Raw genomic sequence first — 19,985 nt, 5'->3', positions numbered from 1 at the left:
TGCGCCTCATCCATTTACACGGTTGACGCTTGAAACATTCGGTTTGGAACGCAATTGGTTGATAATCCGGTTCAGGTGTTTCAGATCCCAGACCTCCAGGTCAATGAGCATCTGATGAAAATCGCGTGCACGCTGTACCATCTTGACATTGTCGATATTCCCGCTATTCTCACCGATTACCTGTGCAATCGTCGCCAGAGACCCTGGTTCGTTGGCAGCAGAGATGTCCAGACGGGCCGGAAACCGTTCCGGATTGTTGTGATCGATATCCCAACGCACATCTACCCAGCGTTCCGTCTGGTCATCAAATTCCTTCAATGCCGGCGACTGTATCGGATAAATGGTCAGTCCTTCCGACGGGGTCAAGATACCAACGATGCGGTCACCCGGAACGGCGCCGCCATCCGGTGCAAAAGTAACGGGAATGTCACCGGATAGACCTCTGATCGGGAGCGCGGGACCTTCGCCTGGATCATCCGAGTGCTCAGCGGCATTTTTCTCTGCCTCAAGCGCGTCGGGCGGAATTCGGAATTTCATGCCTTGGCCCTGCTTGAGCCCGAACCAGCCTTCTTCGGTCAACGGTCCTGATATTGCGACCCGTTCATCCTGATAGTCCGGATGCGCAGATTTAAGCACCAATTGTGCGCTGAGGTCCCCTCGACCAACTGAGGCCAGCAGATCGGCAACGCTGGACTGATGATGCTCTGTAAGGACGGCCTCCAGAAGGTCTTCCGAATAGGCCTTGTCGGCGCGTGCAAAAGCCCGTTTCAAAATGTGCTCACCCAAAGCGCCATATTGTTTGCGAACCGACTCCCGTGTCGCGCGTCGAATGGCAGCCCTTGCCTTTCCCGTGACAGCAATTGCCTCCCAGGCCGGCGGAGGGGTTTGAGCCGGAGAGCGGATTATCTCCACTTCGTCACCGTTTCTGAGCTCGGTGACGAGCGGCATGATCTTGCCGTTCACCTTGCACCCAACGCATGTGTTGCCGATCCCTGTGTGAACGGCATAGGCAAAATCGATAGGGGTGGCACCTCTGGGCAGGGCGATCAGGCGGCCTTTGGGGGAGAAGCAGAAGACCTGATCGTGGAACAATTCGAGCTTCGTGTTCTCCAGAAACTCTTCCGGTGTGTCCCCTTGCGCAAGAAGTTCCGTAGTCCGGCGCAGCCACTCGAATGCCCGGCAGTCTTCCGTGTGGCGGGCGATGTTGCGACCGCCATACTCGCCGTCTTTATAAAGCGCATGTGCCGCAATACCGTATTCTGCGACCCGGTCCATCGAAATCGTTCGGATCTGAAGTTCAACGCGCTGGCGGGAAGGTCCGACAATGGTGGTGTGGATCGAACGGTAGTCGTTCTGCTTGGGTGTCGAGATGTAATCCTTGAACCGGCCAGGCACCGTTGGCCACGTTGTGTGAATGACGCCAAGCACGCGGTAGCAGGCTTCGACTGTTCCGACGGTGACCCGGAAGCCGTGAATGTCGGAAAGTTGCTCAAAGCCGATTGCCTTGCGTTGCATCTTCCGGAAGATCGAATAAGGCCGTTTCTCCCGTCCTCGGACTTCAGCTGCCATGCCCCGTTCGCTCAAGCGTTCGGTCAGTGTGGTTTCGATGTCCTTGATCAGTTCGGCGTTGCGGTCCCGCAGGTCGCTCAACCGGCTGGTAATCGTCTCATAAGCTTCCGGGTTGAGGGTATGGAAGGCAATGTCCTCCAGTTCCTCACGCATGTCATGCATGCCCATGCGGCCGGCGAGCGGCGCATAGATTTCCATGGTTTCTTCGGCAATCCGGCCACGTTTGTGTTCCGGCATGTGCTGCAGCGTTCGCATGTTGTGCAAACGGTCTGCAAGTTTGACCAGAAGCACCCGAACGTCATCGGCAATGGCAAGCAGCAGTTTTCGGAAGTTTTCTGCCTGTTTGGCCTTCTGCGAAACAAGGTCAAGCCGCTTGATCTTGGTCAGGCCTTCAACAAGCTTGCCGATTTCCTCTCCAAAGAGAGAGTCGATCTCGGATCGTGTCGCATCCGTGTCCTCGATCGTGTCATGCAACAAGGCAACGGCAATCGTTGCGTCGTCGAGGCGCAGGTCGGTCAGAATGGCGGCGACTTCAAGAGGGTGGGAAAAATAGGGATCGCCCGATGCACGCATCTGGGAGCCATGTTTTTGCATGGCATAGACGTAAGCCTTGTTGAGCAAGGCTTCGTCAGCTTCCGGATTGTAACGCGTAACCCGTTCAACGAGTTCGTATTGACGCATCATGGCCGCAACCGACCTTGGAAACCGGCTGAGACTTCAGCTGGAAAAAGAAAAAAACGCTCAAAGCGCGGGCTGCAGCCAGCCGCGCTTCGAACGAGCTTGTGACGTGAAATCAGACGTCGTCGGTCCGCTCTGGCGGAACCAGGCCTTCCAGTCCGCGAAGAAGATCTTCTTCTGACATGCGGTCAAATTCAACAGCACCGTCATCGACGCTGTTCACCTGTGTAACCTGCTGTTGTCCGGGCGCAGGTACCACCGGCACGGCTTCTGCCTCCGGCTCGTCCACTTCCACAAACTTTTGCAGGGAGTGGATCAGGTCTTCTTTCATATCTTCCGGACTGACGGTCTGCTCGGCAATCTCGCGAAGCGCGACAACAGGGTTTTTGTCGTTGTCACGGTCGATGGTCAGCGGCGAACCGCTTGAGATCATGCGAGCCCGGTGCGCAGCCAGCAGCACCAGCTCAAACCGGTTTTCGACCTTGTCGATGCAGTCCTCGACGGTCACGCGCGCCATTCGACGTCTCCATAGGCTTCAGGAACTTGAAGAACCAGCGTATAGTAGTCGCGTTTAGAAAAAGCAACCCCTTGTCAATTCTTGGAAGCGGAAGCTTGTGTTGACGTTACGGACGGTCAATTTTCGCTGATTTTTTGTCGGTTTTTCGAAAGTGGCTCTCGCTTTTGCATTGCGGCACTCCGATATTATAGTGTAGGGCACTGGCAGGCCCTTAACTAAAGAATCAAAAGGCCGATGGGAAAATAAAACAATAAGCTGTTTGACGTTGCCTTATAAGTAGCATCGCCACAGCAAAGTATGCGCTGATTGATGACGAAAGCTGGTGAATTGTGCCTGGCTGCGGGAAGCCTGGTACTTGAAGACATCTTATTTCTTTGCGCATATGACTTGGAAAGGTTTCAAATAAAATGTTTGACGCTCGTGAAAAGGTTGCCTTGTTCATTGATGGGGCCAACCTGTATTCCACTGCCAAGGCTATCGGCTTCGACATTGACTACAAGCGTTTGCTGAAAGAATTCCAAGGGCAAGCCTATCTGCTGCGCGCATATTACTACACGGCATTGATCGAGGATCAGGAGTATTCTTCAATCCGGCCCTTGATTGATTGGCTGGACTATAACGGATACAAGGTCATTACGAAGCCCGTGAAGGAATTCGTTGACAGCGCTGGCCGTCGCAAAGTCAAAGGCAACATGGATATCGAGCTCGCCGTGGATGCGATGGAACTCGTAGAATCCGTCGATCACGTTGTGCTGTTTTCAGGCGATGGAGACTTTCGTTCGCTCGTCGAGGCGTTGCAACGAAAGGGGCGCAAGGTCAGCGTCGTCTCAACGCTGAAGACGCAGCCACCAATGATCGCCGACGACCTGCGCCGCCAGGCTGACCATTTCATAGACCTCGCCAATCTTGCCAACAAAATCGGCCGTGACCCCTCAGAACGTCCGGTACGCCCGCAAGCTCCTGCGGATCTGGATGACGATGACGAGGAAGACGACTACTGAGTTCAGGTCTGTCTTGACGATGAATTGGAAGAACGAAACTCTCGGGCCGGTCGATCCACCGCTGGATTGCCCGGCCTGTCCGCGTCTGGTGGCACTTCGCGAAGAGCTCAAGACCGCGCATCCAGACTGGCACAACGCACCTGTTGTTTCGTTCACATCGGAAAAGCCCCGCCTGCTGGTCATCGGCCTGGCACCTGGCATGAAAGGCGCCAACTGTACCGGACGGCCTTTCACGGGCGATTACGCCGGTGATCTCCTCTATAAGACAATGCTTGATTATGGCTTCGCCGAAGGCACTTATCTGGCGCGACCCGATGACGGTCTGCAGCTGAAAGACGCCATGATCACCAATGCGGTGCGGTGCCTGCCGCCGCAAAACAAGCCGACAGGTGCGGAAATCAAGACCTGCCGCCCCTACCTGTTGTCGACACTGGCCGCCAATCCTTCCATTCGTGCTGTTCTCGCACTTGGCCGTATTGCCCACGAGACGTTTCTGACGGCGCTTGAGCTGAAACGGTCCGCCTTTCCCTTTGCACATTGCGCCGAACACGACTTGCCTGGCCACAGCATGACGCTTTTCGACAGCTATCACTGCTCACGGTACAACACCAACACAGGCCGACTGACGGAAGACATGTTCAGATCGGTGTTTGACAAGATCCGCAAGACCGTTCCCTGATCCGATCGAGCAAAATTCGTTTGAGGGAGCATAAACGGCAACATCGGGCGAAGTGCCCTGCTGCAAACTTCCGAGCGTAATGCTTTCCGGTGCTCGCCAGCATCGTCATGATCTCGTGTGCCTCAATGAGGTCTGCAATGGAAGAGCGTTGGAACCTCATTCAACGGAATGCGGAGACTTCTTGTAGTCTTCTGCATCGGCGATTGCCCAACCGTTCGGTCCCAGATGTTCCTGAGGCTTGAAGCGCGCCTTGTAGGCCATCTTTTCAGATCCCTCGACCCAGTACCCAAGGTAAACATAGGGAAGGCGAAGCTTTCTTGCGCGTTCAATATGGTCGAGGATCATATAGGTCCCGAGCGCCGTATCGGCGTAGTCCGGATCATAAAACGAATAGACCATGGAAAGGCCGTCGGAAAGCTGATCGCTGAGCGCAACGCCAAGAAGCGGCCCGTCGCCCGTGCCGGTGATGAAGGAATTCGGGCCTCGCTTTCGATACTCGATCAGCAGCGTGTCCACATGCGTGTCTTCCACCATCATTGCATAGTCGAGAACGCTCATTTCGGTCATTCCGCCATTTTCGTGGCGTTCTTCCAGATAGTCCCGGAATAGATCGTATTGTTCGGCTGAGGGGCTCGGTGGCAGACGTGCTCCGATCAGGTTTGAACCCGACTTCCAGACCCTTCGGAAAGAACGGCTCCACTTGAAGTCGTCAACACGCACGCGCACGGAGACACAGGCCTGACAGCGCTCGCAAGCCGGCCTGTAAGCAATATTCTGGCTGCGACGAAAACCGCCCTGTGTCAGGACTTCATTTAGAGCAGGTGCTCCATGGCCAACAAGGTGGGTGAAGACCTTTCGCTCTTGCTTTCCCTCAAGATAGGGACAGGGCGCAGGCGCTGTAAGATAAAACTGCGGATGATCTGTTGGGTGCCGTGTCACCGTGTTGTCCCGCGATACCTCAAAATATGTCCCTGATCTGTTGCCTTACAATCCATAATACCATGGAGCCACCAAAGAGAAGGTCAACCATAAAATAATAGCCAGCGGCGTACCAGCCCGCACAAAGTCGGCAAAACGGTAATGTCCGGGGCCCATGACGATCAGATTTGTCTGATAACCGACCGGCGTTGCGAACGAGGTGTTCGCGGCAATGATCAAGCAAACGACAAAGGCTTCGGGCGGTTGACCGATCTGCTCTGCCAGATTGATCGCAATCGGTGTAAACAGGACGGCCGCCGCATTGTTTGACAGAAAATTCGTCAAAATCATCACGATGAAAAACAACGCGGACAGCACGACAGATGCCGATGCCCCCTCCAATACATCGACAAGACCGGAAGCAATCGCCACTGCCCCTCCAGTGCCTTCCAAAGCAACAGCTCCGGCAAGAGAAGCTCCGACAAGCATGAATATCCGGCTGTCGATGGCACGCATGGCCTGGCGAATGTTCAGGCAACCTGAAGCGATCATGGCAAAGGTGCCGGCGACTGCTGCGGTCACGATCGGAACGATGCCGGTTGCCGCAAGCGCGACGACGATCGCAAAAATCGCCAGGGCCCGGGGGGCATAACGCCTTCGTGGGACCTCGGTTGTTGACCAGTCGAGCAACAGCACATCCCTGTTGCCGCGCAGTCGAGCGATCTCGTCCTCGTTTCCGGCGACCAAAAGGACATCGCCAGCTTCCAGGCGGATATCGTTCATGGCCATGCGGGGCATGCGGCTGCGCCGTTGAATGCCCATCACCAGGCAGCCGGTTTCCGAATAGAAGCCGGATTGGGGCAACGTCCTGCCCATCAGGCGTGACGCTGGAGCGACAACCACCTCCGACAAGCTGATCGACCCTGGCTGCGCAGCCGTGGTTTCGCGCTCAGCACTGCTTGGGGTTTCGCTCTCGGTCTCCATCAACGGTTGGCGGCGGGCAAGCGCATTTGCGAGCGCTGCACGCGTCGCGGCAACGATCACCGTGTCCCCGGGTGTCAGCACCACATTTTCAAAGGGGGGCAGAATTGGCTTTTGACCACGTTGAACCAGTCGAACCGTCATGTCCTTGAGCTTGGGAAACATGCCGGACACAGATTCAACCCCAACCAGCGGGTGACCGTGGGTGATCTCGATCTGCGCAATGAATTGCTTGCCCGATGTTGCCTGAAACTCTTCAGCCATTGTTTTGCGCGCACGCATGAGATGAGGCATCACGAAGAGAACATAGATGGCACCTGTCCCTGCGACGATCATTCCGATGGGCGTGAAGCTGAAGAAGGTCAGCTTCAGGTCGGATGTTTGAGCCGCATAATTTGCTACCAGAAGGTTGGTTGACGAGCCGATTAATGTCGTCATGCCGCCAAGGATGGCAATGAAGGAAAGCGGCATCAGAACCCGGGCAGGGGATTGGCCGACTGTCGCTGCAACGGCTGTCAATATGGGCAGGAACATCACCACGACCGGCGTGTTGTTCAAAAACGCGCTCAAGACAGCAACAATGATCAGGATTGGAATGGCAGCACGTGCCGAATGGCCCCGGGACATCTGGACGATTATTTTAGCTGGGCCTTCCAGAGCATCTGTCTGGAACAGACCCTGTCCGATGATCAAGAGGCAGATGACCGTGATGAGAGCCGGATTGGCGAAACCGGTCAGAAAGTCTGCCGTCGTAATCGGGTCGCCGTCCGGCGACGTGACCGGAAAGACCGAAAATATTACGATAAACGCGGAAACGGATCCTAGCGCGATTGTTTCAATCGGATAACGTTCAAGGGCGTAAAGAAAGACGGTTGACGCGATCACCAGAAAGGTAAGCGCCATCGCGATATCAACTGAATGCATTCACCTGCCCAAAGCCACAGTGGCCAATCTATTTCAAGGCATAGTTTAAAACAGCCGGTCGGTCGATTGGAAGGGGACGCTAGCCAGAATGCGGTTAAAAGTTGCTGGTTCCGCTAGAAACTGCCCAATCGATGCAATGGAAATATCTAAATCTCAATGTCCGAGGGAATAACCTCAGCTCTGTCCCGTTTCTCTCAATGACCGCGCCAGAGCGGTCTGACCAGAAGAGGAAACGGACATGGAAAATATCTCACCCGCCCGCATTATGGCAGCAAAGCCCTCATATGCCGTGCGCCGCGTCGATCTGCAAGACTGTGCAGCAGTGTCTTCAGCTGACTATAAACCGCAAGCAGGCGACCTTGTTCTGGCTCGTATTTCTGAAATCGGCTCCCACGGCCGTATCGAATTGCCGAACGGCCGCAAGGCCAAGCTTAACATTGGCGACGAAGTGATCCTGGCTTATGGCAACAGATATGCTCCCGACCAATATGAATCCTATGTCCCGGAAAGTCTGGAAACCTGTCACATGGTTGCAGCCGGCGGCATCGCATCAAAGGCCGTTTCCTGGCACAACAGGCTCTCCGGGCCGACTGCAATAGAACCGGTCGGCGTTCTTTGCCTGTCAAATGGCCGTCCGGTAAATTTGAACGCCTACGCGCTTCCAACATTGGCCGGACCAATGCCTTCCGTCGTGCTCGGCGTCTTCGGAACGTCGATGAATTCCGGCAAGACGGCAACAGCGGCGGCGCTCGTCAGAGGCTTTGCGCTGAACGGCTATCGCGTCGGAGCTCTCAAGATCACAGGCACCGCTGCTGGCGGGGATCCCTGGTTGATGCGCGATTCAGGCGCAAGCGAGGTTCTTGATTTCACCGATGCCGGAATGGCAACCACCTTTGGCGTTCCGCTCGACACCCTGGTGGCCTCGACCCGCAATCTTCTAAGGTCTCTCAGCAGATCGAATTGTGATCTTGCTGTGGTGGAAATTGCAGACGGCCTGTTTCAGGACGAAACACGGCAGATTGCGGAAAGCAAGCTGATCCAGTCCGTCTTCGACGGCGTTGTGTTTGCCTCAGGAGACGCATTGGGTGCTGTCGCAGGCGCAAAGCAGCTGACTGACCTTGGATATAATGTGCTCGCAATTTCCGGCGCCTTGTTGCGGTCTCCGCTTGCTGCACGGGAAGCCGCTGCAAATCTCGGCCTTCCGGCCTATGACCTGCCGGAATTTCACCAGGCAGAGAAAGTCTCTCAAATCATGGATACCGTGGTATCGCCTCGGTACGCGGCAACCGGATGAGCCAATTTCAACCAAGCACAGGCGAGGGCTTCCCACGATTGTGGAAGCCTCGCCGGACGGTGATGTGCATGGCTCTCGTGGCCGCCGGTATCGCCCAGGCAGTTGGCGCAATCATCCTTTCCCTTAGCGCAAGTTCATTGCTCAGAAAGGACGCGGACCTGTTCGGGCAACCCGTTCTGGCCGTCTTCATATTTGCCGCCATTTCTGCGCTCGGGCTTTTCATTTTTCAAAACAGGCACGCCGAAAGATTCGCGTTGTCTTACGTGCATGAAGTGCGACTGGCCTATGCACGCCACGCCCTTTTGTTACCCTTTGACGGTAAGGCTCCAGGTGTCGGCTTGTCGCTGACCAGGCTTGTCAACGACCTGGGGGCAATCAAGCTGTGGCTTTCCAGAGGGCTTTTGGCACTGATTGCTCTTGTTCCGACGGTTGCGACGCTGGGGACCTGGATTTTCCTGGCGGAACCGACGCTCTTGTTGCCGCTTTGCGCCGTCATTTTCATGTGGGGCATTGCCATTCTGGCAACATTGCGGCCACTCAGACACAGCATTCGCAGGTCAAGGCAAAAACGTGGTGGGATGGCATTGCTTCTTGGCCGGGCGTTGCCTGACCGGTTGCCGTTACTGCTTCATGGCCGGCTTGAACCGCTTCTGAGACGACTTGCCCGCCGCAGTGAGAAAGTTTGCAGCTATCTAATTCAACGCGCGACATGGTCCGGTGTCCTGAAAGCCTGCAGTCGCGCAACATTTCCGGTCGCGGTTGGCTTGTTTGTGCTCACATCGCTGGACGGCGCGGAAACGATCGTTTTGTTCCTGATGTTGTTTTCGTTCTTGGCAACGCAGCTTGAGACCGGGGCAGCGGGTATTGAATATTATGAAGCCAACAAGGTCGCTCGTGAAAAACTGGCAAGAGTTTTTGGTCTAACGGCTTTGAAACCTCAATCGACTTCCCACGGCAAAAAGGTTGACTGGCAAGCGCCGCTTGTGATTTCCGGCCTGAAGCTGCCATCCGGAGAAAGCGTGTCTGCGCGGATTGAGCCGGGTGTCAGCAACGACATTGTGCTGACTGACCCGGAAGATCGGCATTTTCTTGCGCTTAGCCTGGCCGGTTTGACAGTGCGGGCAGACGAAGGGAGGGTTCTTCTGGGCGAAATCGACTATGCGTCTCTGGGTGCTAAGGAGATCTGGAGGGCTGTTGCCTTGGTTTCCCCGGCGAATGGAATTCCGGAAGAAACGGGCGACAAGCAGGCCGTACAATTAGGCATGAAGTCCGGTGTATCCGATGAGGTGCCGGAGAGCCTAATGGAGATCTTCGAACTTCAGTTGGACTGGGACAGCAGGACTGCAACTCGACTGTCCGACGCAGATCGCTTGAACATCAGGCTTGCTCGCGCACTTTTGCGCCGGCCGAAACTCCTCATTATTCAGGACAGTGGAATTTGCCGGACGGATTGCACCGGCAAGAAAACTCGCCAGTTGGCAGAAGACGCTGGAACGACACTTCTGTTTCTCTCAGCGCCCAAGACCGATTGAGCAAGGAAGCCCTAACTGCCACAAAGTGCAGAGACCGAAAGCAGCCCCGAACCAAATATGGGGTCATGGCCGGGTTCACCAAGGTCTTCAGCGTTCGACTTGAGAAGCTCAAACACATCATCGACGGAGAGGTCCGGATTGGTCTGGCGGACAATCGCCGCAGCGGCGGACACAAACGGCACGGCAAATGATGTTCCGGTTCTCCACTTTGCTCCCTTGACCGAGGCCGCCGACCACACGTTAACACCTGGTGCTGCCAGATCGACATAACTGCCGCGATTTGCCCGGCGGTAGATCCGCTTGTTCTTGTCGACTGCAGTTACCGCCAACACGCCAGGAAAAGCTGCGGGATAAGCCGGGTCTGCACTGGGGCCGTTGTTGCCGGCTGCGGAAATCAGCGCGATGCCGCGGTTTTCCTTGATATCATCGACCGCCAGCGCAAGGACACGGTTCTCAGGCCCGCTAAGGCTGAGATTGATCACCGAAACCTGTTCTTCGGCGAGCCTGTATAGAGCTTCAACAAGGGTAAAAGCGTCGGCTCTTTCATCCCGCCCACTTCGATAGAATGCATCAACGGCGATCAGCTCGCTGTCAGGCAGAAGACCAGGAGTGCGTGTATCCGGTTGCCCGATCAGGATTGCCGCGACAGCAGTGCCGTGGCTGGCCTTGGAGGCAGGTCGCTCCTGGTCGGCCAGTCGCAATACCTTGATCTTGGCACCGCTGAAGGTGGAGTGATTCTCGTTAAGGCCGGTATCGACCATGCCAAGTCGGATCCCGGTTTCACACTTGTTTGCGAGTTCGGCAACCTGACCTGGCCAGTCTATCAGTGTGAAGGCAGCACAGTGCTGTCCGGTGCATGTGTTGTCGCCGCGATCCAAGCGGTAGAAGTGATTGAAATCGGCATTTCCGCCTGAAGGCAGCGCCCGCACCGCGTCACGCGCATCTTCCAGGCTGGTATTGGATGGTGGGCTAAGGCGATGAGAGCGAACGGTGCCGCCAGGAACCGAGCGTTCTTCCAAGATACCGAAGCCGTTATCCAGAAGATTTTGCAAATCCTGCGGTGAAATATTGAAAACGATGATTTCCGAAGATGCGAATTGAGGCAGAGGCGCAGTCGGAACTACCCGTCTGGGTGAAGTTTGTTCCTGACGTTGCCTGTTCTGACCACCAAAGAGCCGGCGCAATGGTGAAAGACCTGACGCAGATCCGCTGTTCCGGCCTCCCTGGCTGCTCTGACCGCCTCGTTGGCCTTGGCTGTCATTTCGGTCGTCGTCGTCATTATCATCATCATCGTCGCTATCATCGCTGTCGCTGTCTCCCCCATCGCTATCGCTGTCGCTGTCGTCGTCGTCAGCATAGGCTGACTGTAAAAACAGATACGATGCGCTTTCCTGTCTGAAGGCGTCGGTCAGGGGGAGGAAAAATGGCATTGCGACAAACGCAAAAAACAGCTTCTTCATAGCGTCACCTTTTCATACATCGGTTGCGGAATAAACCGCCTGCTTGTTTCGTACTCATAGGAAGAACGTGAAAACGGCTCGAATATTCCGCTCCTCAGGCTTTTAAAATGGTACATGCATGACTGACCCGTTTTGTGGATTGTTGATTGAGAAACTGCCGAATTTGAGACGGTATGCTCTGTCACTGTGTCGATCCGGAGACCAAGCTGACGATCTTGTCCAATCAACCGTTGAACGCGCCTTGAAGGCGAGATCCAGTTTTGATCCGGCAAGCAAGATAGAAGCGTGGCTGTTCCGAATTCTGCGAAACGCGTGGATTGATATCATCCGAAAAAACAAAGTTCGGGGCCACGAGCTGGAGTATGACGACGCTCCCGAAATCGCAGACAGTGTGTGTCATCAAGGTGATGCACGCCTGATGGTTTCCAGTGTCATGGCAGCGGTCGAACGACTTCCCGAGGGTCAGCGGGAAGTTCTTTTGTTGGTGAGCGTCGAAGGGCTGAGCTATGCGGAAGTTGCAGAAATACTCGACGTGCCAATGGGAACAATCATGAGCAGGCTTTGCCGTGCCCGCCGCGCACTCGCAACCAAAATTGGACTGTCCTCGGAATAAATCGGGTTTCAAACCGTATTCCGAAAGAGTAGAGGCTAACTATGGACCAGACCGAGATGACCGATGAACTCATTATGGCCTATGCGGATGGCGAATTGACGGCAGACCAGGCCGCAAGGGTTGAAGAAGCCCTGAAAACAGACCAGTCCGCGCAGCGCAAGCTTGCCATGTTTCGAGAGACCGCTGACCAGCTGAAGGCAGCAACAGCTCCGCCTATACCGGATGATCTGGCACGTCGGATCGACGCGTTGATCGGAGATAAGGACGATGAACCCGCACCTGCGGAGGCAGACAATGTGGTGCCGTTCCGTCGCTTTGGACGCTCCGGATTTGTTCCGACCGCAATTGCTGCTTGCCTGGCACTCGCGATCGGTCTTGGAACAGGCTATTCGCTCAATCTGCCTGATCAGGCAGGCGAAGGGTCACCCTTTGGGGTTGCAGCACTTGCGGACCCTGGGATTGAAGGGGCGCTGGCGTCAACGCCTTCTGGCGAAAGCAGCGTGCTGTCGTCGGGGGCGACGCTCAACCTGATCGCATCGTTCATGGATGAAGCCGGGGTGCTTTGCCGCGAATTCGACTATGAAGGGGCGAATGGCCACTCTGTCGTGTCGGTCGCCTGTCGCGATGGTGGCCAGTGGCAACCGAAGATCGCTATTGCGGCCTCCGGAGACGCGGCGAACCACTACGCTCCAGCTTCTTCGCTCGATGCCCTGGAAGCCTGGTTGAAATCGTCCGGTTTGGGAGACCCTCTCGGCGCTGAAGATGAACTGCAGCACTTGGCCGTGAGATAGATCTGCCAGACCTTGAAGGTTTAGCCCTGGTGGTGATCACCGACATGCTGCTGATGATAAGCCGAGTTGATCACCACAACACCCAGGATCAAGTCATGCAGAAGGCGTTTGCGATCCGAAAAGAGCGAAACCAGCAGTACCAGGGGCGTGAGCAGGGATATGGAGAACCAGAAGAGCAAAACATGCACTGCTGCCAGTAGCGGATAGGGCTTTGCGCCATACCACAAGCGCATTTCCAACCCCATGGCACGCATGCCAAGCGTTGAAGCCTGTGGCCCGCCAAGTGTGAAGGCAACATAAAGCAGGGCGACCGCCGCCGGCAGGATCCCGTATAGCAGGAAGCCCAGGCCAAGCGTGAACACTCCAAGAAAGAACACGAGTACGCCGGCACCGAATGTCAAAAGCGCAATCACAATCACGTCTATACAGAACGCGAATATCCGACGGCTGCGAACACCGGCAAAGAGCTCCGGGTTGACCATCGGATCAAAGACATCCTGGCGTGTGTAATCGGCAGTGCTTGCAGCTGACATTTTCAGGCTCCCAAGAATGTGATGAACCAGATGTGGGGATTGGATGCCGACTTCGCAAATCGGACTGCAGACGGCAATGCCTCCGTTGAGGTGCGGGCTCAAAAGAAAAAAGTTCAGAACACTACTCGGAAGTGACGTGACAGGTTGACATTTGAGGCTGGGAATCAATCCATTCTGTCGCCGATTTCCAGATAGCGCACAACAAACCCACGTTCACGCAAAGCCGCCACAATCCGCTCTCCGTGCGGGCGGTCAAAGGCCTCAAAGGTCACATCGAGGGTTGCTCCTTTGGCGGGCACATTCAGGAACAGCCTGTGATGTTCCACGTCGACCACATTGCCCTGCATGTCTCCAATGACGGTGGCAATTTCGCCGAGCGTTCCCGGGCGGTCAGGCGTGTCGATGCGGATTGACACAAGGCGGCCATCGCGGGCGAGCTCGCGCACAACGATCTTGGAGAGAAGGCGTGGGTCGATGTTGCCGCCGCAAAGGACAAGTCCGACCTTTTCACCGGCAAACCTGGCCGGATCGCTCAACAGGGCTGCAAGTCCGGCAGCACCGGCACCTTCTGCAATTGTCCGCTGCAGGGTCAGGTAGGCGTTGATCGCCTGTTCGATGCTGCTTTCTGAAACCAGCAATATGTCATCGACCCGGTCCTTGACAACTTCCGTCGTGAGTTGACCAATGTCCCGTACCGCAATGCCTTCGGCAATGGTTGCCCCTTCGCATCGCACTTCCTTGCCGTAGAAAGCTCCCCACATGCCAGGATAGAGCGTCGTCTCAACGCCGATTACCTTCACTGACGGCTTCAGTGCCTTGGCCGCCGTTGCAATGCCGGAGATCAGGCCGCCACCGCCAACCGGGATCACCAAGACGTCGAGATCGGGTTGCTGCGCCAGCATTTCCAGAGCAATGGTTCCCTGGCCGTGAATGACTTGCGCGTCGTCATATGGATGAACCCAGACAAGATCCTTCTTCTGCGCCAGACGATCGGCCTCTTCCTTGGCCTCGGCAAGCGTGTTGCCGGCCAGGATCACTTCGGCGCCGTATCCACGCGTGGCGGCAATTTTCACGAAAGGTGTCAAGACAGGCATGACGATCGTAGCCGGAATGCCAAGCCGGCCAGCGTGATAGGCAACCCCCTGCGCATGGTTGCCCGCAGAAACGGCGATCACGCCGCGTGATTTCTCGTGCTCGGACAGGCTGGTGAGTTTGACCAGTGCGCCACGTTCCTTGAAAGCGCCGGTAACCTGCATGTTCTCGTATTTGACAAAAATATCCGCACCGGTCAGCTGTGACAGACGCGGCGCAGGCAGGCACGGCGTTTCAAGAACCGCGCCTTTGATGATCTCCGCAGCATTGTGGATTTTATCGACAGTAACTTGCTGCGGGTCGTTGAAAGCCAGTGTCATGAACGCTCAGCCAGCATTCCGGCCACCTTCGGCGCGAAATAGGTCAGAATGCCATCGGCACCGGCGCGCTTGAACGCCAACAGGCTTTCCAGCATGGCCTTGTCGCCATCAAGCCAGCCGTTTGCGGCGGCCGCCTTGATCATCGCGTATTCACCTGAGACCTGATAGGCATAAGTTGGAACCTGAAATTCGTCTTTGAGCCTGCGGACGATATCGAGATAGGGCATGCCTGGCTTCACCATGATCATGTCCGCACCTTCCGAGATGTCGAGTTCGGCTTCGCGCAGGGCTTCGTCCGTGTTGGCGGGATCCATCTGATAGGTGCGCTTGTCTCCCTTCAATGTGCCCGACGACCCAACAGCATCGCGGAACGGCCCGTAAAACGCCGAAGCGTATTTGGCCGAATAGGCCATGATCTGCGTGCCGCGAAACCCTTGGGCGTCAAGCGACTGCCGAATAGCGCCGATACGGCCATCCATCATATCTGAGGGGGCGATCACATCCGACCCCGCTTCGGCCTGAACGAGAGCCTGCCGGCAGAGCTGATCGACTGTCTCATCGTTGAGAATGGTTTCGTCTTCCATCAGGCCGTCGTGGCCATGGCTGGTGTATGGATCCAGCGCGACGTCCGTCATCAGCCCAGTGTTAAAACCCTCTGCCTTGATGGCGCGCAGGGCGCGGCAGGTCAGATTGTTGGCGTTCAGTGCTTCTGATCCTGTGTCGTCTCGCAGGGAAGGATCCGTATATGGAAAGAGAGCAAGCGCGGGAATGTGGAGATTTGCGGCACGCTCGGCTTCGCGCACGGCTTCATCCACCGACAAACGGACAACGTCGGGCATGGATGGAACCGGTTGCCGGATACCTTCCCCGTCCACCAGAAAAATCGGCCAGATCAGATCATCGACGGTCAGCGCATTTTCACGCACGAGACGCCGGGACCAGTCGGTCTGGCGATTGCGGCGCATGCGGGTGCCCGCAAGCAGTGTATCCATATGGTCAGATGTGATCTTCGGGAGGGACGTTTTGGACGGCATTTCAGCAGCCTGTATTAGAGGAAAGTTCGTTTTTGCATTCTGCCGGGAGTGAGCCGACAATCTACCACGCAGTTTGACGCAGTCCAACATTCTGTAAAATAACTGAAAATAAAAACAAAAAAGAGATTGTTTGACGTTTGCGTCAAATATGGTTTAGTGCTGCCGCAATTGAAAGCGGCGGGTGTGTCCGGGGAAGGGGCCTGTGTCATCGCCTGCGATGGGAGGACAACGAAGTGGACTTTTCACCGAACGAAGATCAGCGCGCCTTTCAGGATATGGCAGCAAGCTTCTCAAGAGATGAGCTCGCTCCCTTTGCCAAGGAATGGGACGAGGAAAGCCATTTTCCGATCCCAACTTTGCGCAAGGCCGCAGAACTCGGATTTGGTGGCATCTATGTCCGGGAAGACGTTGGCGGCTCTTCGCTCAGCCGTCTTGATGCTGCATTGATCTTCGAAGAGCTGTCCAAGGGGTGCACATCGACAGCCGCCTATCTTTCCATTCACAACATGGTGGCCTGGATCATCGACACATTCGCATCGGAGGAGTTGCGCCAAAAATATCTGACCAGGCTCTGCACGATGGAATTGCTGACAAGCTACTGCTTGACGGAGCCAGGTTCCGGTTCTGATGCCGCGTCCCTAAGGACAAGCGCTAAGGACGATGGTGACCACTACGTTCTGAATGGATCCAAGGCTTTCATATCGGGCGGTGGGGTCAGCGATCTTTATGCGGTTATGGTGCGCACGGGCGGCGAGGGGCCGTCCGGAGTTTCCTGTCTTCTGGTTGAGAAGGGCACACCAGGCCTCAGCTTCGGTGCCAACGAAATCAAGCTTGGCTGGAAAAGCCAACCGACAGCGCAAGTCAATTTTCAGGATTGCCGTGTGCCAAAGTCCAATCTGATCGGTGAAGAAGGACAGGGTTTCAAGATTGCTATGTCTGCGCTTGACGGGGGACGCCTCAACATAGGCGCCTGCTCTCTAGGGGGCGCACAAGCCTGTCTTGATCTTGCAGTGAATTACATGAAAGAGCGCAAGCAGTTCGGCAAGCCGCTTGCCGAATTCCAGGCGCTGCAATTCCGATTGGCCGACATGGTCACTGAACTGGAAGCCGCGCGCCTTCTGTTGCACAAGGCCGCGACCGCGGTCGATGCCAAGTCTCCAGATGCAACGCGGCTGGCTGCGATGGCGAAGCGGCTCGCAACTGACACCGGGTTCAAGGTCGTCAACGAAGCACTGCAGCTTCACGGCGGCTACGGCTACCTGCGGGACTATCCGATCGAGCGTTTTCTTCGCGACGTCAGGGTGCATCAGATCCTGGAAGGCACGAATGAGATCATGCGCCTGATTATCGCCCGACAGCTCTTGAAAGACTGAGTGAATTCAAGCTGCTTGGAAATTGAAATGACTCCTCTTTCTTGCGAGGCGCCCAGTGAGCGACGAAATTCTGTTTGAAAAGCGCGGCAGGGCCGGCTTTGTTACCCTCAATCGGCCAAAAGCGCTGAACGCACTCAGCCAAGCAATGGTTCGCTTGCTTGAGGAGCAACTCACGCGCTGGGCGGACGATCGGGAAGTCGCGCATGTGGTCATCACCGGTTCGGGTGAAAAGGCTTTTTGTGCCGGTGGCGATATCCGCAGCATCTATGATGCCAGAATGGCCGGGAAGGCAGACGGCCTGGCAGAATTCTTCTGTGAAGAATATCTGCTCAATGCGCACATCAAAGCCTATCCAAAGCCATATATAGCGTTGATCAACGGCATAGTCATGGGAGGCGGTGTTGGTGTTTCAGTGCATGGAAGCCACCGGATCGGCACTGAAAAGACGCTCTTTTCAATGCCGGAAACCGGGATTGGCTTCTTTCCGGATGTCGGTGGCACGTACTTTCTGCCGCGCATGCCGAAGAAGACAGGCATCTATTGTGCTCTCAGTGCCGGCCGTTTGAAGCAAGCAGATGCATTGGCGACGGGTGTCCTGACCCACGCAATCGAGGAACGAAGTCTGGGCGACGTCGCTCTTGCGCTTGAAAGTGCAGAAGATGTCAACACAGCACTGGCACCATTTCTGGTCACGCCCGAAAAAGGACCGGTCACCGAACAGGCTGATTTGATCGAAAAGCTCTTTTCAGCCTCCAGCGTGAGCGACATTCTTGACAGGCTGGATGGCTCCGGCGACGAGTTCGCCCGAAAAACCGCAAGTGCAATTCGGGCTAAATCGCCGACCAGTGTTCTGGTTGCCTTTGAACAGATGAAGCGCGGAACCGAGTTATCCTTTAATGAGTGCATGAAGCTGGAATACCGCATCGTGTCGCGTATCTTGCTGGAAAATGACTTTTTTGAAGGCATCCGGGCAGCCGTTGTCGACAAGGATCAAAACCCTGCGTGGAGCCCTACACAGTTCAGCCAAGTAGACAGCGCGACGCTGGCATCGTATTTCGAAGAACCGCCTGAGGGCGATTTGCCTCTTTGATACTGACCATTGGACACTCGCTGAATATGATCACCAGCTTTCAGGACCTGATCGACTCGCGCCCGCCCTGGAGCACTTTGCTGATCTGGTATCTGCGTGTCATCGCGATCATTTTGATTGGAGGCGGCGTCATCTACTGGGCGCGGATCATAGGTATTGTCGAGTGGCGGGGACTTTGGTTCTGGGAAATGCCGATTGCCCTTCAGGGAGCAATTGTGTTTTTCGCCGTTCTGGACCTTGTGGCTGCAACCGGGCTTTGGCTGACGGTATCCTGGGGCACAGTCATGTGGCTGTTTCGCTGTTTTTGCCAGATCGTGATGCATACCGCCTTTTCCGACCTATACGGTCGCCGGCCATATGAGATTGCATTTTATCTGCTGACGATCGCGATCTACGTGACACTTCACTATCTGACCATCAAGGAAAACCGGGAGGCTGCGGGTCGACCTGCAGAGTCCAGAACTTGAATCATTCTTTGAACCGCTTTTCAAAGCGGTTCAGGACAAGCGGTCAACCGATTCAAAATCAACGTAAAAACAGTTTGGGAGGAAACCATGCCAAGCACTATCGGATTCATCGGTCTGGGCAATATGGGCGGACCGATGGCGATCAATCTTGTCAAGGCCGGACACAGGGTTCTTGGATTTGATCTTTCCGAAGCAGCCGTGGCGCTCCTGACCGATGCAGGCGGCGAAAAGGCCGGCAGTGTCGCAGACCTTGCTGCGCAAGCGGATGTGGTTGTTACCATGCTGCCGGCGGGCAAACATGTGCGGCAGATCTATCAGGGCGAGGGCGGCATCCTCGACAACGCCAGATCCGGTACATTGTTGATCGACTCTTCCACGATCGATGTCGATAGTGCTCGTGCGGTCAGTAGTGCAGCAGAGGAAAAGGGGATGCTCATGGTCGATGCCCCGGTTTCCGGTGGTGTCGCTGGTGCCGCTGCCGGCACGCTAACTTTCATGGTGGGAGGACCGGACAAGGCCTTTCAGGAAGCCAAAGCCTTCCTCGACATCATGGGCAAGACAATCGTTCACGCAGGGGGGGCTGGAAACGGCCAAGCCGCAAAGATCTGCAACAACATGATCCTCGGTATTTCGATGATTGCGGTCTCCGAGGCATTCGTTCTTGCGGAGAAGCTCGGCTTGGACGCGCAAAAGTTGTACGATGTTTCGTCGACTGCGTCGGGTCAGTGCTGGTCGCTGACGTCCTATTGTCCGGTTCCAGGGCCATTGCCGACATCGCCGGCAAATCGCGATTATCAGCCGGGCTTTGCCGCTGCAATGATGCTGAAGGATTTAAAACTCGCCCAAGAAGCAGCAAATTCTGCAGGAGCGGCAACACCGCTTGGCGCTGAAGCTTCGTCTTTGTATGCATTGTACTGCAACTCTGGCGGTAATGAGACGGATTTCTCCGGGATTGTGAACTTCCTCAGGGGGGCAGGGTAAACAAGACATTAATCGGACCCCTAAATGACCCTTCAAAAGTTAACTTATGATTCAGCGTGTCTCTTAAGCGGATTTTAGAATCGCTCGGTTAGATTGCAGGTCAAGGCGGGAAAATATCCGCCGAAAGACAGGTACTAT

The 19,985-nt window shown here is 55.6% G+C and carries 18 protein-coding genes; 10 read left to right on the top strand and 8 right to left on the bottom strand.

Features of this window, described 5'->3' with window-relative positions; all coding sequences use genetic code 11:
• Positions 1-6 precede the first annotated feature (6 nt).
• Positions 7-2,253, bottom strand: coding sequence for a bifunctional (p)ppGpp synthetase/guanosine-3',5'-bis(diphosphate) 3'-pyrophosphohydrolase (locus Q0835_RS01895; RefSeq protein ID WP_298958073.1), 2,247 nt, complete (start codon positions 2,251-2,253; stop codon positions 7-9).
• Between the two features lie 109 nt (positions 2,254-2,362).
• Positions 2,363-2,764, bottom strand: coding sequence for a DNA-directed RNA polymerase subunit omega (rpoZ, locus tag Q0835_RS01890; protein ID WP_298815007.1), 402 nt, complete (start codon positions 2,762-2,764; stop codon positions 2,363-2,365).
• A gap of 407 nt (positions 2,765-3,171) precedes the next feature.
• On the opposite strand from rpoZ, the gene Q0835_RS01885 reads away from it, so the two are divergent.
• A complete protein-coding gene (locus Q0835_RS01885; protein WP_298958071.1) occupies positions 3,172-3,765 on the top strand; it encodes an NYN domain-containing protein in 594 nt (197 codons plus the stop codon).
• 19 nt (positions 3,766-3,784) lie between these two features.
• Positions 3,785-4,444, top strand: a complete 660-nt coding sequence (locus Q0835_RS01880) for a uracil-DNA glycosylase (protein WP_298958069.1) — start codon at positions 3,785-3,787, stop codon at positions 4,442-4,444.
• A 156-nt stretch (positions 4,445-4,600) separates the two neighbouring features.
• Here the strand turns inward: Q0835_RS01880 and Q0835_RS01875 are convergent, their stop codons facing one another.
• Positions 4,601-5,383: an arginyltransferase gene (locus Q0835_RS01875; RefSeq protein ID WP_298958067.1), complete on the bottom strand. Its 783-nt coding sequence runs from the start codon at positions 5,381-5,383 to the stop codon at positions 4,601-4,603.
• 45 nt (positions 5,384-5,428) lie between these two features.
• Positions 5,429-7,267: an SLC13 family permease gene (locus Q0835_RS01870; RefSeq protein WP_298958065.1), complete on the bottom strand. Its 1,839-nt coding sequence runs from the start codon at positions 7,265-7,267 to the stop codon at positions 5,429-5,431.
• Positions 7,268-7,505: 238 nt separating this feature from the next.
• Here Q0835_RS01870 and Q0835_RS01865 point away from each other — a divergent pair, with 238 nt between their 5' ends.
• The gene (locus tag Q0835_RS01865) at positions 7,506-8,561 is read left to right on the top strand and encodes a hypothetical protein (RefSeq protein ID WP_298958063.1); all 1,056 of its coding nucleotides are present in this window, start codon (positions 7,506-7,508) and stop codon (positions 8,559-8,561) included.
• 68 nt (positions 8,562-8,629) lie between these two features.
• On the top strand, positions 8,630-10,093 hold the full coding sequence (locus tag Q0835_RS01860; protein ID WP_298958062.1) for a hypothetical protein: 1,464 nt from the start codon (positions 8,630-8,632) through the stop codon (positions 10,091-10,093).
• 11 nt (positions 10,094-10,104) lie between these two features.
• On the opposite strand, the gene Q0835_RS01855 is transcribed toward Q0835_RS01860, so the two are convergent.
• Positions 10,105-11,553, bottom strand: coding sequence for a S8 family serine peptidase (locus tag Q0835_RS01855; protein ID WP_298958060.1), 1,449 nt, complete (start codon positions 11,551-11,553; stop codon positions 10,105-10,107).
• Positions 11,554-11,671: 118 nt separating this feature from the next.
• Between Q0835_RS01855 and Q0835_RS01850 the strand changes: the two genes are divergently transcribed.
• Positions 11,672-12,166 carry an RNA polymerase sigma factor gene (locus tag Q0835_RS01850; RefSeq protein WP_298814947.1) on the top strand — a complete coding sequence of 165 codons (495 nt, stop codon included), beginning with the start codon at positions 11,672-11,674 and terminating at the stop codon, positions 12,164-12,166.
• Positions 12,167-12,207: 41 nt separating this feature from the next.
• Complete coding sequence (locus Q0835_RS01845) at positions 12,208-12,957, top strand: zf-HC2 domain-containing protein (protein ID WP_298958058.1); 750 nt, start codon at positions 12,208-12,210, stop codon at positions 12,955-12,957.
• 20 nt (positions 12,958-12,977) lie between these two features.
• On the opposite strand, the gene Q0835_RS01840 is transcribed toward Q0835_RS01845, so the two are convergent.
• From Q0835_RS01840 to hemB, 3 genes are all read right to left on the bottom strand, one after another.
• Entirely contained in the window at positions 12,978-13,490 is a 513-nt protein-coding gene (locus Q0835_RS01840) for an RDD family protein (protein WP_298958057.1), read from the bottom strand.
• Between the two features lie 164 nt (positions 13,491-13,654).
• Positions 13,655-14,902, bottom strand: coding sequence for a threonine ammonia-lyase (locus Q0835_RS01835; RefSeq protein WP_298958056.1), 1,248 nt, complete (start codon positions 14,900-14,902; stop codon positions 13,655-13,657).
• Positions 14,899-15,894, bottom strand: a complete 996-nt coding sequence (gene hemB / locus Q0835_RS01830; protein ID WP_298958596.1) for a porphobilinogen synthase — start codon at positions 15,892-15,894, stop codon at positions 14,899-14,901. Before hemB ends, Q0835_RS01835 begins: the two co-directional genes overlap by 4 nt.
• A gap of 275 nt (positions 15,895-16,169) precedes the next feature.
• Between hemB and Q0835_RS01825 the strand changes: the two genes are divergently transcribed.
• From Q0835_RS01825 to mmsB, 4 genes are read left to right on the top strand one after another with little or no spacing between them, the layout of a single operon-like run.
• Positions 16,170-17,309, top strand: coding sequence for an isobutyryl-CoA dehydrogenase (locus tag Q0835_RS01825; RefSeq protein WP_298958055.1), 1,140 nt, complete (start codon positions 16,170-16,172; stop codon positions 17,307-17,309).
• Between the two features lie 55 nt (positions 17,310-17,364).
• Positions 17,365-18,399, top strand: coding sequence for an enoyl-CoA hydratase/isomerase family protein (locus Q0835_RS01820; protein WP_298958054.1), 1,035 nt, complete (start codon positions 17,365-17,367; stop codon positions 18,397-18,399).
• A gap of 26 nt (positions 18,400-18,425) precedes the next feature.
• On the top strand, positions 18,426-18,866 hold the full coding sequence (locus Q0835_RS01815) for a DUF6163 family protein (RefSeq protein WP_298958053.1): 441 nt from the start codon (positions 18,426-18,428) through the stop codon (positions 18,864-18,866).
• A gap of 57 nt (positions 18,867-18,923) precedes the next feature.
• Entirely contained in the window at positions 18,924-19,847 is a 924-nt protein-coding gene (gene mmsB / locus Q0835_RS01810) for a 3-hydroxyisobutyrate dehydrogenase (protein WP_298815088.1), read from the top strand.
• Positions 19,848-19,985 lie beyond the last annotated feature (138 nt).

The organism is uncultured Roseibium sp., assembly GCF_947499295.1.
Lineage (GTDB): Bacteria > Pseudomonadota > Alphaproteobacteria > Rhizobiales > Stappiaceae > Roseibium.
This window is presented reverse-complemented; position numbering and strand designations above follow the sequence as displayed.